The sequence below is a fragment of the Alteromonas sp. MB-3u-76 genome (genome assembly GCF_002831605.1).
Taxonomy (GTDB): Bacteria; Pseudomonadota; Gammaproteobacteria; order Enterobacterales; family Alteromonadaceae; genus Alteromonas; species Alteromonas hispanica.
On sequence record NZ_CP025115.1, the window covers coordinates 1,666,909 to 1,681,787 of the forward strand.

Sequence of the window (14,879 nt, forward strand, 5' to 3'; positions counted from 1 at the left end):
AGTTTTCGTAGGATAGATTTAACCTTGGCGAAGGATTTTTTATAAAGTAATGAGTCGGTTACCTAAAGATGAGCGGTAAAAAAAGAAAAAGATTAATTATCAAATAAGTGGACTGACCAGATTATAAGTGCCGGAATTGATTACAAAAAATTGTGATGTTGTAACATTACTTCTGAGGGCGTGACCTTCAGTATACTTCCTTGATCGTACCAATCGCCCAGCACAATTCGGGTTGCGGGCTTGTTATTCGCTGTAAGGGAATGAATATTAGGGCGGTGGGTATGCCCGTGGATCATGCGTTGAACGCCCCATTTCTCCATGGTTTTCACCACTTCTTCGGGGGTAACGTCCATAATCTCGGGTTTAAGGTTTTGTTGATTAGCTTTACTTTCGGCGCGCCCGTTTTCCGCGACTCGGCGTCTGTACCACAAGGGAAGGGCAAGCATTAGTCTCGGCCACCACCATCCTCGTGATTTTTTACGAAACTTCTGATAGGCAACATCTTTTGTACATAGCTCGTCACCATGGGTAAGTAGTGTAGACGTTCCGTATAAGTCTACAACCTCTTGCTCGTTCAGCAGCGTCATGCCCGCTTTATCTAGCCATGTTTGTCTTATTGCAAAGTCACGGTTACCATGGATAAAGTAGATGGGGCAGTGTTGGCTAACGCGCTTAAAAGCGTCGGCAATAAAGGTATTAAAAGGCGTTACGTTGTCGTCGCCTATCCAAACTTCAAACAAATCGCCTAATACATATAGGGCATCTGCTTTTGGTGCTTCTTCCTTTAAAAAGCGCATCAGGCATTGAGTAATGTCCTCTCTCTCGGCACTTAGGTGAAGGTCTGCAATGAAGTAAGTAAAAGGCATAAAACATCTTATCTAAAAGTGAAAAGCCGTACTGGTTAGGTACGGCTAAAACATTTATTGCTGATCTTTTCGTAACCAGCGAATAAGCGTATGGCGAAGTAATAGAGTACCTATTGGAAGATAAGTTTGACTGTCACAACGCCAAGGCACAATAGCAATTATACAACTACCGCTTTCTCAATGATAACAGGCTCTACAGGTACATCTTGGTGATAACCATGGTTGCCCGTTTTAACTGCTTTTATTTTCTCTACTACGTCCATGCCTTCTGTAACTTTACCAAACGCACAATACCCCCAGCCATTAGCGCTTTCGCTAGTGTGGTTTAGGAAGTCGTTATTGTTAACGTTAATGAAAAATTGTGACGTTGCAGAGTGGGGGTCTTGAGTACGAGCCATAGCAATAGTACCTACCTCGTTTGCTACACCATTGTTGGCTTCGTTTTCAATTGGCGCTTTGGTTTCTTTTTGCTCCATATCTTCAGTGAAGCCACCGCCTTGCACCATGAAGTTATTAATTACACGGTGAAAGATTGTGTTATCGAAGAAACCGTCTTGCACATAAGAGAGAAAATTAGCGACAGTGTTAGGCGCTTTATCTTCAAACAGTTCAATTGTGATATCACCAAAATTTGTTTTTAACGTAACCATTATGGGGTCCTATGTATTTTCTTTAAAAAAGTGCGCTAATGGTAGCGCAAAAGCGAAGTTTGGGGAAATACCGACGCATAAATAGACGGTCTTAACATGTTATTACTCTTGTACTTCTATTTTGGCTTTTTAGACAGGCGAAATAGGGGGTAAAAGCCCTACCATTATTTTTATACAGTGCTAAACTTTGCGCCCAAATTGATATACAGGAAGACTTGCTATGCTACATCTTTACAATACCCGAACCCGTGAAAAAGCGAAGTTTGTGCCGCTTGAAGAAGGGAAAGTGGGTCTGTATGTGTGTGGTATTACTGTATACGACCTCAGCCACATGGGGCATGCGCGCACTTACCTAAGCTTCGACGTGCTAGTTCGCTATTTGCGCCACCTTGGCTATGGTGTGAAATATGTACGAAATATCACAGATATTGACGACAAAATCATTAATCGTGCAAACGAAAATAATGAAAGCTTTGAAGTGCTAACCAAGCGCACTATCGGCATGATGCACGAAGACTTTGCGGCAATTAATTTGCTAGAGCCCGATGTAGAACCCACCGTAAGTGGGCATATGCCAGAAATAATCGATATCATTGAGCGCCTAGTGGAAAAAGGCTACGCCTACCAAGCACAAAGCGGCGACGTGTTATTTGATGTGAGTAAATATGAAGACTATGGCAAGCTAAGCAAGCAAGACCTAGATCAACTTAAAGCCGGTGCCCGTGTTGAAGTGGCGCAGGGTAAAGACGATCCCCTCGACTTTGTATTGTGGAAAACCACCAAGCCCGACGAACCAGCGTGGCCATCTCCATGGGGAGAGGGACGTCCTGGTTGGCATATAGAATGTTCTGCAATGAACTACAAGCACCTAGGCGCACATTTTGACATTCATGGTGGTGGCTCAGATTTAACCTTTCCTCACCATGAAAACGAAATTGCACAGTCGTGCTGCGCCCACGATAGCCCGTACGTAAACGTATGGATGCATACGGGGATGGTGCAGGTTGATGATGAGAAAATGTCTAAGTCGCTAGGTAATTTTTTTACTCTTCGCGATGTGCTAAAAGAGCATGACTCAGAAACCTTACGCTTTTTCTTGATGTCTGCCCATTACCGCAGTCAGCTCAGCTACTCTCAAGATAATATTACTCAAGCTAAAGCAGCACTAGAGCGTTTGTATACCGCGCTTCGCGGTGTAGAAGTTGATCATTCAGCAGACCTAGGGCACGGTGGTTATTTAGCGCGTTTTGAAGCTGCTATGAACGATGATCTTAACGTACCAGAGGCATTCTCAGTACTGTTTGATGTTGCCCGCGAAATAAATCGTAATAAAGATAATGCTGCTGAAGCCGGCAAGCTAGCCTTCGTGCTAAAAGGCTTGGGCGCTATTTTAGGTATGCTGCAAAGCGACCCAGATGCGTATTTAAAAGGCGCTAACGATAACGACGATGAAGCCGCTGAGATTGAGGCGCTGATAAAGCAACGTAATGACGCAAGAGCCGCCAAAGACTGGGCAGCTGCCGACGCAGCGCGCGATGCATTAACAGCGATGGGCGTAGTGCTAGAAGATGGCGCTGGTGGCACCACTTGGCGTAGAAGTTAGTTTTAAAAATAAAACCGAAACACACTTAAAAAGCCTGCTTAAGCAGGCTTTTTAATGGGTGCTAATTTATTTTACTTCAAGCAATTCCACTTCGAATATCAGCGTCGAACCCGGTGATATTTTTCCGGCAGCGCTGTCGCCATAGGCAAGGTGTGATGGTATAAAGAATTTATATTTATCGCCTTCAACCATAAGCTGAAGGCCTTCTGTCCAGCCTGCGATTACACGGTTTAGTGGAAAGCTAATGGGTTCACCGCGGGCTACCGAGCTGTCGAAAACAGTGCCATCAAGTAATGTACCGTGATAATGCACTTTTACGGTTGATGATGGGGTAGGGTGCTTTGTACCTTGCCCTTCTTGAAGCACTTCGTACTGAAGTCCTGACGGTGTCTCTTTTACTGCAATATTCGCTTTATTTTCTGCTAGAAATACTTTGCCTGCCTCAATGTTTTCAGTCGCTACTTTCTTGTTAGCTGTGTGGCGGGTAAATAAGAAAATGGCTAAACCAATAACGATGGCTAAAATAATAAACTTCATTAGTAATCTTCTTTCTGTGAATAAATGTTTTAAGGTGGCTTTATTAATAGTCTAACACTTGATGTCTGCAAGGCGCGTTCTTTCTCGTGTCGATAAGATAAAAGTCTATTTAGGGTCAACCGGTGGCGGAACACTCGACTCTTTTTCCATTAACTGCGATTTCCAGCGCTGCTGCGACACGTGTGCTTTAACAAGTTCTAGGCACTCGTTAACCACATTAAGCACTTCTTCATCGAGGGCATCAGCAGTAGGCGTGTAGTCATGCAAACCAACAGATATAAAGTGGTCTATGCGCTCTGAATCTAAATCACTCAACAAATTCACCAGCGACGATGTGACAATGTCGGTAACAGACTGTTCTAACGTGTTTTCAATGGTTTTACCGATAACAGGTAGGTAATTGAGCGTAGACACTTGGGCGTTGCCCCGAACGGCTTTGCCAACGCTTTTTCGAACGTGTTCACGAATAACGTCGCCATGTTCGTCATTGCTAATCGACTGGCCTAGATGATTGATAATTCCCGCCATCCATTGAGTGAGAACGGGGCGTCGAGGTGCAAGCACTTGGTTGGTAATATCATCTAGAAGAGGTGAGCCAGCTGAAATATCTTTTTGTGCATCGCTTAAAACCTTTACTACTATTCTGTCGCTCAACTCTTCTACAAAAACGTCGTAGTAGAAGGCAAAGAAGCGGAAGATGGCCGTTTGATTAAGGTCGATAATTTCGTATTTATGCAGGCGATGCAAAATAGAAAGAATACGAAGAAAGCGAAATAGTCTGGTGCCGCCAGTTGGGATAAGACCCACTAAATCGTACCAGTGTAAGAATGGAAAGAAGTACCAGCGAAGGTGCTCTTTTCGTACTATGGCCACTGCCCAGCGGAAACAAAACTCAGTAAAGAATATTCCAATAAAGACTAAGTCGACGAGTAGAAAGTTGTTGTGTATGGGGTCGTAGGCGTCTATGACGGCAGGAAAATGTACACCTAGTTGCTGATAGACAAAGTTAGTAGCATAAAGAGCATCAAAAATTAGCCATGCTAGGTTTATAAACAACAAGCCCAGCATGACTAAATCTAAAATTAACCAAGGCGTTTCGTGGCTGTTACGCAGGTTTTCCCGGTTAATTTTTAACATACCTCTATCCTGTCGATGTCAGCCTAGTTACGTCAACGTATAGCTTAAGCTTTTGCCCAGGCTGTAAATACTGTTTAGCGTTAAGGCTATTCCATTTGCTAATGTCACTCACTTTAACATTGAATTTGCTTGCTATGCGAGAAAGCGAGTCTCCACTTCTTACGGTATAGGTAAGTTTTTTCGTCACACCAGCATCACTTTTGCCTTCAAGCCAAATAACAAGGGTCTTGCCCGGTTTAAGCATATCGCCCGGTGCCATGCCATTCCATTTTGCCAATTGTCTGGTTGACACTTTAAATTTACGTGCAATGTCCCAAAGCGTATCGCCAGATTGAACCGTATGACGTACTTTTTGCTTCGACTTGTTGCTACTTTGTATGCTGGCAAGGCGCTGTTCTTTCGAAAGGGCGTAATCGTCTAATGCCTTTAATGCAACGGGTACCATGATAGCCTGACCAATGCGGATCATCGATGAATCGAGTTCATTAACCTGCTGAATTACCTTGATGGTAGTGTGGTACTGATTGGCAATTTTGCCAAGGCTATCTCCGCTTTTAACTGTATGTCGAACCCAGTTAAGGCGCTCCTTTCTATCTATTTTTGCTAGTGCCTGTGAAAAAGAGGCTGCTTTTTCAACGGGTAACACTAAGCGATGGGGGCCATCTGGCGATGTAGCCCAGCGATTGAAACCTGGATTGAGTCCATGAAGCTCTTTTAGTGACATATCCGCAAGTTCAGCGGCAAATGCAAGGTCTACCTGTGAGCCAATATCTACCACTTCAATAACCGCAATATTTTCAACTTCAGGCCAGGAGAAATCGAAGGTCTTTTTGTTTTTCAAAATGTCGGCAAGAGCCAGCAGTTTCGGTACATAGGCTCGGGTTTCTCTTGGCAGGCCTAAATGCCAAAAATCCGTTGGCTTGCCTGCGCGTTTATTGGCGCGAATTGATCGCATAACTCGACCTTCACCACTGTTGTAAGCGGCAAGTGCGTGTAACCAGTCACCATCAAACATTTCGTTTAAATAGGTGAGGTAATCAAGAGCACCTTGAGTAGAGGCTATTACGTCGCGCCTGCCGTCGTACCACCAATTTTGCGGCATGCCAAAGCGTTTACCTGTACTAGGAATAAACTGCCACATGCCTGCGGCGCGGCCATGAGAATACGCGAAAGGGTCGAAGGCGCTTTCCACAATAGGTAGCAGCACCAACTCCATAGGCATGTTGCGCTTTTCAATTTCTTCAACAATATAATACAAGAACGGCTTTGCGCGCTTCACTACGCGGGCCATGTATTCTGGGTGTTTTAAGTACCAATCTCGTTGAGCCGTTACACGATTGTCGTCGGGAATGTGAAGTGAAAAGCTGTTGCTAGCGCGTTGCCAAACGTCGGTGATCACTGGGGCTACTGCTACATTTTCTGGCTCTGTGATTTCAGCGGTTTCTTCAAGAATGTCGTCCTTTGGGTGGATAACATCAATCACGCCGTCTCGAGCAATTTCACAATCGGCAATCTCTTCTTCGCCTAAATAGGTTTCGGAACAGGCCTCAAGCGCGGCTTTCTCATTTTCCTCGACGGCCAATTTTTCGCTTTCGTTTTCGGTTAATTGACAACCTGAAAGCCCTAACGCCAGTATGATTGGCGCAAACGGGAACAACTTCGACTGCATATTATGAAGAAACCTCTTTAAGCACTGCAAACGCGCCATAGTACGCGAAACAGTAACTATTTTCACTAAAACTCATCTTTCCAACGCCTAACCGCGGCGAAAACGGCTACATCATCGCTAAGCGATGTGCTTGTGAAAGCTTCTGCCGCATCTTTTACACTAGGCTCATGGGAACGTAAAAAAGGGTTTATCTTTTTTTGCTCACCAAGTACACCTGGCAGAGTACACTCATTGTGTTCGCGCTTTTCTTTTACCCACAAGGCGTAATTTTTAAGGTCGTTATTGTCTGGCTCTGCCGCTAGCGCAAAGTTCACATTGGCTTGGGTGTATTCATGTGCGCAGTAAATTTTCGTGCTGTCGGGTAGGCGTTTAAGTTTATTCATTGAATGCAGCATTTGCTCTGGCGAGCCTTCGAAAAGTCGGCCGCATCCGGCTGAAAACAAAGTGTCGCCACAAAACAGGGCACCATGGCCGAAAAAGGCGATATGATCCAGTGTGTGTCCGGGCACTTCCAATACTTGAAGCGACATATCAATAACAGGTAAGGCGACGGTATCACCTTGCGCCACTGTTTTTGTTAAGCCCTTTATGTGACCGCCTCGAGGCCCAATAATGGGTAATTCTTTTACTGCCGACGCAAGCTTAGCAATACCACCGGTATGATCGTAGTGATGGTGGGTTATTAATACAGCAGCTAATTTTAAAGCGTTTTCTCTCAAGTAAGACAAAACTGGCGTAGCGTCGCCAGGATCGACAACTACCGCATGCTTATCATCGTTAATACACCAAATATAGTTATCGTTAAAAGCGGGAATAGGGTGAATGCTTATACCCTTAGGCAATGTGTCGGAACGCATAATACACCTGCTTGTTTAGCTATAATTATGCGTTACTATAGGGGCATGTGGTTAACAGAGCAACCAAAGAGCGTGTGCAGTGATAATGAAGACGGCGTTTAGAGCAAAGCCACCACGCTATCCTGGTAGCTGGGACGAGTTTCCCGCGGGCGACAATATAAAACGTGCAGTAGAAACCGTGTGTAACGATTATGCCCAGCGAATATTTGGCTATCACTTTGTAAAAGTGGGTAATTTAAGTGCCCAGATCCAATTATCGGAAAGCCCCATTCATCACCAAATTAACCATACGCCAGATTTTACCAGCAGCGAACGTGTCAAACATGAAAAGCGAGGCAGTGAGCCCAATGATGGTGCTGGCAATGAACCTAATACAACACGCAATGAGCCGCGTAATGAGAACTTTGTTATAGGGCAAGCCCATAAGTTACCGTTTTCAGAAAACAGTGTTGATGGGTTGCTGCTTGCTAACGAATTAGATTTTGCACAAGATCCACACGAAATATTAAGAGAGGTGGATAGGGTAATTACGCAAGACGGTCATGTTATTATTAGTGGATTCAACCCACTTAGCTTAGCCGGCGTGGCTAAATACTTACCGGTAAAACGTGACAATATTTTACACGATGCCCGCTTTTTCTCTTCATACCGCATAAAAGATTGGCTTCACCTTTTAGGGTTTGAAGTAATAGAACAACGGCAAATTATGTTTTCAACGCTTTTCTTTCAGCAGCGCTGGGAGGGAGCCGCTAAGGTTCAACATTATTTATCTTCATATTTGCCTTGGTGTAGCGCCGTTTATGTCATTCTGGCTAAAAAACGGGTGTTTCCTATGACTGCGATAAGGCCCAAACGGGCTATTAAACCGCAGTTTTCCACAATGGGGGCCAGTGCTCGCACTACCTCTCAAAAACAAAAAGGCCACGTTTAGCAGCTGTGTAACAACTAGCTAAACATGGCCTTGGATTTGCGTTTTTAGATACGCAAACTCGCTTCTAATCGCTTTTTTTGTCTACTTCACACGCATGCCTGGTTTCGCGCCTTCATGAGGCTCTAGAATATAGAGCTCGTCACCACCAGGTCCGGCGGCAAGTACCATGCCTTCACTTAAACCAAAGCGCATTTTGCGCGGCGCTAGGTTGGCAACCATTACGGTATGTTTGCCAATTAAAGCTTCTGGCGCATAGGCTGATTTAATGCCAGCAAATACCTGCTTGGTTTCGCCGCCCAAATCTAGCTCTAAGCGCAGTAGTTTATCTGCTTTTTCAACATGTTCAGCATTGGCGATGCGCGCAATACGAAGGTCGACTTTTGCAAAATCTTCAAACGAGATAGTCTCGCTAATAGGATCTTTTGCTAGCGGGCTATCAGGTGCAACAGCAGGCTGCTGAGGAGCTAAACTTTCTTTTGAATCGTCAACCATAGCGTCTATTTTCTCCATTTCTACCCGTTGCATCATAGGTTTAAATTTATTGATAGCGTGCCCTTTAAGCAATGTTTGTAGCGACTCCCAGCTAAACTCATCGTTTAAGAAGGTTTCCGCTTTCTCAGCCAAAACAGGTAAAACTGGCTTAAGGTAAATCACCAACAAGCGGAACATATTGATACCCAATGAGCATACGTCGTGGGTAAATTGCTGTTTGGTTTCGTCTTTTATTGTTACCCAAGGAGCGTTGTTATCAATAAACTGATTCGCTTTGTCTGCTAGTGCCATAATCTCGCGTATAGCTTGGTGATAGCGACGCTTTTCAAATAAGTCAGCGATGCCATCTGCAGCATTTTGGAATTCGGCTATTAACTCTGGATCAATGACGTTGTCTGATAGTTTGCCGTCGAAACGCTTGGTAATAAAGCTAGCACAACGGCTCGCAATGTTAACAACCTTACCCACTAGGTCTGAATTTACTTTCTGAGCGAAGTCAGTGAAGTTAAGATCGATATCCGTAACACCATCGCCTAATTTAGACGCGAAGTAATAACGCAGGTACTCTGGATTTAAGTGGTCTAAGTAAGTACGACCTTTTATAAAGGTACCGCGAGACTTCGACATTTTTGCACCATTTACCGTAACGAACCCGTGGATATTCACCCCAGTAGGCTTACGGTATCCGGCGCCTTCCAACATGGCAGGCCAAAACAGGCAGTGGAAATACGTAATGTCTTTACCAATAAAGTGGTAAAGCTCAGCGGTAGAGTCAGCCTTCCAGAAATCATCAAACTCTAGGCTGTTTTGGTCGCAGAAGTTTTTAAAGCTGGCCATATAGCCAACGGGAGCGTCTACCCAAACGTAGAAAAACTTGTTGGGAGCGCCGGGAATTTCAAAGCCAAAGTACGGAGCATCGCGGCTGATATCCCATTGCTGAAGACCTTCTGTGAACCACTCTTGTAGTTTGTTCGCCATTTCTTCTTGCAGCGCGCCAGACCGGATCCACGTTTTCAACATGTCTTCAAACTTGGGTAAGTCGAAAAAGAAATGCTCAGACTCTTTAAGTACTGGTGTAGCACCAGATACTACGCTTCGTGGGTTTTTCACTTCTGTTGGGCTATAAGTAGCACCACATACATCACAGCTATCACCGTTTTGGTCTTCTGCACCGCAGCTTGGGCAGGTACCCTTTACAAAACGATCTGGCAGAAACATCTCTTTTTCAGGGTCGAAAAGCTGGTTGATAACACGTTTGCTAATGTAACCGGCATTATCAAGGCGAGAATAGATTTCTTCACAAAATGCCTTGTTTTCTGGCGAATGGGTTACATAGTAGTTGTCGTAATCTACGTGAAAATCAATGAGGTCTTGGTGGTGTTCTGCACGAGTCCGGGCAACCATTTCTTCTGGCGTTATACCTAGCTCTTGCGCTTTAAGCATAACCGGTGTGCCATGTGCATCATCGGCACAAACACTGTAACATTCGTTTCCGCGAAGGCGCTGAAAACGAGTCCAGATGTCTGTTTGAATGTGTTCAAGCAAGTGCCCTAAATGAATAGAGCCATTTGCGTATGGCAACGCACTGGTTACCAGAATTCGGCGTTTTTCTGACATAATGACGTTATTGATTCTTTGCGTTTCAAAATGGCAGCAAATACTAGCGGAAAACCGCGTTTTTTGCATTACGTAATTAAAACAATTCTACAGGTTGTAAGGCAATTTATGTTCTTTTCTCGTAAAGCCGAGCCAGTTGCCCAAAAGGTTGCTGCTATTTTAGCCAACTATTTTAGTATAAGCACTGATGAGGCACTTCTGTGGTGTAGCAGTATAGAAGATAGCCGCAGTAATGCCAGTGCACGCGATGCTGGTAGCAGCGATAAAAGTCAAATAGTGCAAGTAACACTGCCTTTTTGTATGAATAGCCAGCTAGCTCATCTCAAAGACGTAGTGCTTAGTGAATTAAAGAGCCAATTAAAGAGCGAGTTTCACAGTTCTCAGCTTGTATTTACAACACAAATTACTAGCCAACACACCAAGCTGCCACCCATTACGAATATCAAGAATATTATCGCTGTGGCTAGCGGCAAAGGTGGGGTAGGGAAGTCGACAACCAGTATCAATCTTTCCTTTGCACTTATGAAAGAAGGTGCCAGAGTGGGTATTCTAGATGCCGATATTTACGGGCCTTCTATTCCTATTATGTTAGGTAACACCAACGATCATCCAGAAAGTGAAGACAATAAGCACATGCAGCCGTTGGAGGCACACGGGTTAGTGGCCAACTCTATCGGGTATTTAGTGCCTCAAGACGACGCCGCAGTATGGCGGGGCCCTATGGCAAGTAGAGCGCTTACGCAACTATTAAACGAAACCCTATGGCCTGTACTGGATTATTTAATAGTTGATATGCCACCAGGCACAGGTGACATTCAATTAACTATGGCCCAGCAAGTTCCGCTTACGGCAGCGGTGATCGTTACCACGCCACAAGATTTAGCCTTAGCCGATGCTCAAAAGGGCATTAGCATGTTTGAAAAAGTCGACGTGCCTGTGCTTGGGTTAGTGGAAAATATGAGTTATTACCAGTGCCGTGCATGTGGTACCAAAGACTATGTGTTTTCTAGAGACGGTGGTGAACAACTTGCCGAGCGGCATGGTTTACCGCTGTTAGGGCAGCTCCCCTTAGATATTCACATTAGAGAGCACGGCGATGCCGGAACCCCATTGCTGATTGGCGCGCCTGAGAGCCCTATAGCGGCCAGTTATCAAGAGGCTGCGAGGGCTATTTCTATGCAGTTGGCATTTACGCTATCACCAAGAGAAAACAGTAATAAGCATATAAAAGGCGACCCAATAGGGGTTGTGGGTAGCTAACTTAGCTTTTTGGTGTTGCTGCAGTGCCAATAGACGCACTTATTACCAATGCAATGGCGAGCCAGTGCCACAGGGTTAATAGCTCGCCAAGTATAATAAAGCCGGCTAGTGCAGCAATGGCAGGCTCTACACTCATTAATATACTAAAACTTTGAGATGGCATTTTTCTAAGCGCAATCATTTCTAAACTGTAGGGTAAAGCACTTGATAAAAGAGCAATACCTATTCCAGTGGGAATAAGTGCTACATTCATTAATTCATCAAAGTGAATAGCAATACCAAATGGCACTATTGCAACGGCGGCCACTAGCATGCCCAAAGCAACGATTGCTCCCGAAGAACCACTTTCACCTGTTCTTTTACCGAATAAAATATAACCTGCCCAGCAGGCTCCCGCCCCTAGTGCCAGAATAAAGCCCAGTGGATCAAGCCCGTCGGTGGCTCTTAAGTCGGGTAGTAACAATACAAGACCAATTATCGCCATAAATGCCCACAACAAATCTACTCTATTTTTAGATGAAAATATTGCAACCATCAGAGGCCCGACAAATTCAAGCGCAACAGCTATGCCAATAGGAATACGCTCGATGGCGAAATAAAATGCAGTGTTCATTCCCCCTAAACACAAGCCATAAACAACAACGGATGGTAGCTGTTCAGGTTTATTGCGCCAAGGCTTAAACACCAAGCAGAGCATAATGGCAGCAAAGCCCACTCTGTAAGTAATTGTGCCTAATACACCTACTTGCTGAAAAAGCTGCTTCGCCAGTGATGCGCCTGATTGAATGGTGATCATTGCAACAAGCACACAGATTACAGCGATAAGATATTGTCGATTAATGGCTGACATAAAAAATGACGGAGAGATAAAAAGCAATGATAGCTAATGCAATAAAGATGGCAACTGACTAATTGATTTCAGAGTTAAAAAAATAAGATTGTTAAAACCGCATAAAACAAGCCTTCTAGCAGTTGATTGGACTGCCTGACATACGCATAATAGCCGCCAAATGAAATGAGGAAACCATCATGCGTTTGTGTGACCGCGATATTAATCAATACCTGCAAGACGGCAAAATTAAAATAGAACCCACACCAAGCTACGACCAGATAAGCGGTGTAACGGTAGATATTCGTTTAGGTAACAAGTTTAGGGTGTTTGAAGAGCATCAAGCGCCTTTCATTGATTTAAGCGGCCCGAAAGTTGAAGTTCAAGAAGCGCTCGACCATGTTATGAGTGATGAAATTGAGCTTGAAGAGGGTAAAGCCTTTTTCCTTCATCCTAAAGAGTTAGCCCTTGCTGTTACTTTAGAGTCGGTAACCCTGCCAGACAACATCGTGGGTTGGTTAGATGGTCGCTCTTCGCTAGCTCGCCTAGGTTTAATGGTGCACGTAACTGCCCATAGAATCGACCCAGGTTGGTCGGGGAACATTGTGTTGGAATTTTATAACAGTGGAAAGTTGCCATTGGCACTTCGTCCGGGCATGAAGATTGGGGCTATCAGCTTTGAAGTGCTATCAAGTCCGGCAGAGAAACCTTATAACGCCAGAGTGGACGCAAAATACAAAGGCCAAGATGGTGCTATTGCAAGCCGTATTTCATCCGATGAGCAACGCAAGTAGCAGCAAAGGCATTACCAACAAAACACGAGAGAAATACTTTCAACCTTCAAAGCGGTGATTAGGTAGTGCGTTTCCCTTCAATTACTGGTAGTACTTATATAAGTAAATAAAATCAATAATAAATACGACGAGTAACTGGGAAGCGCAATGGACACTACGCCTCAAACAAATAAAAATAACTCACCTCAAACAACGTCCACATCAAAAAACTTGATAATAGGCATCGCGTTCTTAGTCGCTTGTGCGAGTGGACTCGCATTGTGGTTTGTAGGGCAGCCCAGTGAAATAATTTTCACTGCCGCTATCACTTTGTTTGTTGCCATTTTATGGGTTACCGAAGCGCTTCCTATTCCAGCTACCTCCTTATTGCCTTTTGCGCTGTTTCCTCTGTTTGGTGTGCTTTCTCATAGTGAGGCCGCTTCTGCTCTAGGCAGTCACGTTATTATTTTGCTGATGGCGGCATTTATGCTGTCTAAAGCATTAGAGCGAGCAAATCTGCACAAACGTTTTGCCATCTATATGCTTCGTCTTACGGGTAGCGGCAGCCCGATAAAGTTGATATTGGGTTTTATGCTAACCACGGCGGTTCTTAGTATGTGGATAAGTAATACTGCTACCATACTGATGATGTTACCCATGGCTATCGCCATTATCAACGCGGTAGATAATCCTCGTTTTGGTGTTGCCCTAATTTTGGGTATTGCCTACGCTGCTAGCGTAGGCGGGGTAGGCACGCCTATAGGAACTCCACCGAACATCATCTTTATGAGTGTTTATGAAGAAACTCAGGGTATTGAATACAGCTTTTTAGATTGGATGAAAACCGGTATCCCTATCGTTATTTTGGCCGTACCTATCATGGCATTATGGCTAGCCCGAGGAATAAGCGTAGTGGGCAATATAGATTTACCCGTTCCAGGCACATGGTCGAGAGCGGAGAAACGCGTGCTAGCCATATTTGGTACCGTAGCCATGGCGTGGATATTTCGCCCATTTTGGACAGCATGGCTAGGTGTAACCACTATAAGTGACAGCACAATTGCGGTTGCAGGCGTTGCCGCTATGTTCTTAACCAATAGCGGTAATGATGATGGAAAGCCTGATGCAAAAGGCAACCGAGATAAGTTGTTAAACTGGAAAACCGCAAACGATATTCCTTGGGGAATGTTACTGCTATTTGCTGGAGGTATCTGTATTGCTAAAGCCTTCACTGCATCTGGGTTGAGCGTGTTAATGGGGACGTGGTTAACCGGTCTTTCAACTTTGCCGGTAATCCTGCTGATATTGGGCATATGTTTATTCGTTACGTTTTTGACTGAAATAACGTCTAACACCGCCACATCAACTCTGCTCATGCCCATATTAGCCGCAGCTGGAATAGCCGTTGGTGTAGATCCAAAACTACTTATGATCCCCGCTGCTATTAGCGCAAGCTGTGCTTTTATGTTACCTGTGGCAACTGCGCCAAACGCGATTGCTTATTCAACAGAAAAGTTTGATATAAAAACCATGGCCAGAGAAGGAATAGTACTCAACGTCATTGTTGCTATAGTGGTGACAGGCGTTTGTTATGTCACCCTTGCATAGGTAATTTCAAAGAACTGGTTAGCAATTAAGCGCTTGAGTGCCTTAATTGC

General features: G+C 44.5%; 13 protein-coding genes. 5 read left to right on the top strand and 8 right to left on the bottom strand.

Annotated elements, in window-relative coordinates:
- Positions 1-140: 140 nt before the first annotated feature.
- Positions 141-866 (bottom strand): UDP-2,3-diacylglucosamine diphosphatase, encoded by a 726-nt coding sequence (gene lpxH / locus CW735_RS07485; protein ID WP_100971513.1) that lies wholly within the window; start codon positions 864-866, stop codon positions 141-143.
- Between the two features lie 158 nt (positions 867-1,024).
- Complete coding sequence (locus tag CW735_RS07490; RefSeq protein ID WP_071979959.1) at positions 1,025-1,516, bottom strand: peptidylprolyl isomerase; 492 nt, start codon at positions 1,514-1,516, stop codon at positions 1,025-1,027.
- A gap of 220 nt (positions 1,517-1,736) precedes the next feature.
- Here CW735_RS07490 and cysS point away from each other — a divergent pair, with 220 nt between their 5' ends.
- Complete coding sequence (gene cysS, locus CW735_RS07495) at positions 1,737-3,119, top strand: cysteine--tRNA ligase (protein ID WP_100971515.1); 1,383 nt, start codon at positions 1,737-1,739, stop codon at positions 3,117-3,119.
- A 66-nt stretch (positions 3,120-3,185) separates the two neighbouring features.
- Here cysS and CW735_RS07500 read toward each other — a convergent pair whose 3' ends face one another.
- The 4 genes from CW735_RS07500 to gloB form a co-directional block, all read right to left on the bottom strand.
- Positions 3,186-3,656 carry an FKBP-type peptidyl-prolyl cis-trans isomerase gene (locus CW735_RS07500; RefSeq protein WP_100971517.1) on the bottom strand — a complete coding sequence of 157 codons (471 nt, stop codon included), beginning with the start codon at positions 3,654-3,656 and terminating at the stop codon, positions 3,186-3,188.
- A gap of 105 nt (positions 3,657-3,761) precedes the next feature.
- The gene (locus CW735_RS07505) at positions 3,762-4,793 is read right to left on the bottom strand and encodes a hypothetical protein (protein ID WP_100971519.1); all 1,032 of its coding nucleotides are present in this window, start codon (positions 4,791-4,793) and stop codon (positions 3,762-3,764) included.
- 4 nt (positions 4,794-4,797) lie between these two features.
- Positions 4,798-6,462, bottom strand: a complete 1,665-nt coding sequence (locus CW735_RS07510) for a lytic transglycosylase (protein WP_100971521.1) — start codon at positions 6,460-6,462, stop codon at positions 4,798-4,800.
- A gap of 65 nt (positions 6,463-6,527) precedes the next feature.
- The gene (gene gloB, locus CW735_RS07515; protein WP_100971523.1) at positions 6,528-7,319 is read right to left on the bottom strand and encodes a hydroxyacylglutathione hydrolase; all 792 of its coding nucleotides are present in this window, start codon (positions 7,317-7,319) and stop codon (positions 6,528-6,530) included.
- Positions 7,320-7,404: 85 nt separating this feature from the next.
- On the opposite strand from gloB, the gene CW735_RS07520 reads away from it, so the two are divergent.
- Complete coding sequence (locus CW735_RS07520) at positions 7,405-8,250, top strand: class I SAM-dependent methyltransferase (protein WP_100971525.1); 846 nt, start codon at positions 7,405-7,407, stop codon at positions 8,248-8,250.
- An 81-nt stretch (positions 8,251-8,331) separates the two neighbouring features.
- Here the strand turns inward: CW735_RS07520 and metG are convergent, their stop codons facing one another.
- Complete coding sequence (metG, locus tag CW735_RS07525) at positions 8,332-10,359, bottom strand: methionine--tRNA ligase (protein WP_100971527.1); 2,028 nt, start codon at positions 10,357-10,359, stop codon at positions 8,332-8,334.
- A gap of 108 nt (positions 10,360-10,467) precedes the next feature.
- Here metG and apbC point away from each other — a divergent pair, with 108 nt between their 5' ends.
- Positions 10,468-11,619: an iron-sulfur cluster carrier protein ApbC gene (gene apbC, locus CW735_RS07530; RefSeq protein WP_100971529.1), complete on the top strand. Its 1,152-nt coding sequence runs from the start codon at positions 10,468-10,470 to the stop codon at positions 11,617-11,619.
- Position 11,620: 1 nt separating this feature from the next.
- On the opposite strand, the gene CW735_RS07535 is transcribed toward apbC, so the two are convergent.
- The gene (locus CW735_RS07535) at positions 11,621-12,469 is read right to left on the bottom strand and encodes an EamA family transporter (RefSeq protein WP_071979940.1); all 849 of its coding nucleotides are present in this window, start codon (positions 12,467-12,469) and stop codon (positions 11,621-11,623) included.
- A gap of 179 nt (positions 12,470-12,648) precedes the next feature.
- On the opposite strand from CW735_RS07535, the gene dcd reads away from it, so the two are divergent.
- Both dcd and CW735_RS07545 read left to right on the top strand, forming a co-directional pair.
- Positions 12,649-13,242 (top strand): dCTP deaminase, encoded by a 594-nt coding sequence (gene dcd, locus CW735_RS07540; protein ID WP_071979939.1) that lies wholly within the window; start codon positions 12,649-12,651, stop codon positions 13,240-13,242.
- A 147-nt stretch (positions 13,243-13,389) separates the two neighbouring features.
- Complete coding sequence (locus CW735_RS07545; RefSeq protein WP_100971531.1) at positions 13,390-14,829, top strand: SLC13 family permease; 1,440 nt, start codon at positions 13,390-13,392, stop codon at positions 14,827-14,829.
- Positions 14,830-14,879 lie beyond the last annotated feature (50 nt).

Bases quoted from the DNA above. Each gene is read 5' to 3' on its own strand.
- cysS (WP_100971515.1), top strand. From the start codon at position 1,737: ATGCTACATCTTTACAATACCCGAACCCGTGAAAAAGCGAAGTTTGTG.
- metG (WP_100971527.1), bottom strand. From the start codon at position 10,359: ATGTCAGAAAAACGCCGAATTCTGGTAACCAGTGCGTTGCCATACGCA.
- gloB (WP_100971523.1), bottom strand. From the start codon at position 7,319: ATGCGTTCCGACACATTGCCTAAGGGTATAAGCATTCACCCTATTCCC.
- CW735_RS07510 (WP_100971521.1), bottom strand. From the start codon at position 6,462: ATGCAGTCGAAGTTGTTCCCGTTTGCGCCAATCATACTGGCGTTAGGG.
- CW735_RS07535 (WP_071979940.1), bottom strand. From the start codon at position 12,469: ATGTCAGCCATTAATCGACAATATCTTATCGCTGTAATCTGTGTGCTT.
- CW735_RS07520 (WP_100971525.1), top strand. From the start codon at position 7,405: ATGAAGACGGCGTTTAGAGCAAAGCCACCACGCTATCCTGGTAGCTGG.
- dcd (WP_071979939.1), top strand. From the start codon at position 12,649: ATGCGTTTGTGTGACCGCGATATTAATCAATACCTGCAAGACGGCAAA.
- CW735_RS07505 (WP_100971519.1), bottom strand. From the start codon at position 4,793: ATGTTAAAAATTAACCGGGAAAACCTGCGTAACAGCCACGAAACGCCT.
- CW735_RS07545 (WP_100971531.1), top strand. From the start codon at position 13,390: ATGGACACTACGCCTCAAACAAATAAAAATAACTCACCTCAAACAACG.
- apbC (WP_100971529.1), top strand. From the start codon at position 10,468: ATGTTCTTTTCTCGTAAAGCCGAGCCAGTTGCCCAAAAGGTTGCTGCT.
- lpxH (WP_100971513.1), bottom strand. From the start codon at position 866: ATGCCTTTTACTTACTTCATTGCAGACCTTCACCTAAGTGCCGAGAGA.
- CW735_RS07500 (WP_100971517.1), bottom strand. From the start codon at position 3,656: ATGAAGTTTATTATTTTAGCCATCGTTATTGGTTTAGCCATTTTCTTA.
- CW735_RS07490 (WP_071979959.1), bottom strand. From the start codon at position 1,516: ATGGTTACGTTAAAAACAAATTTTGGTGATATCACAATTGAACTGTTT.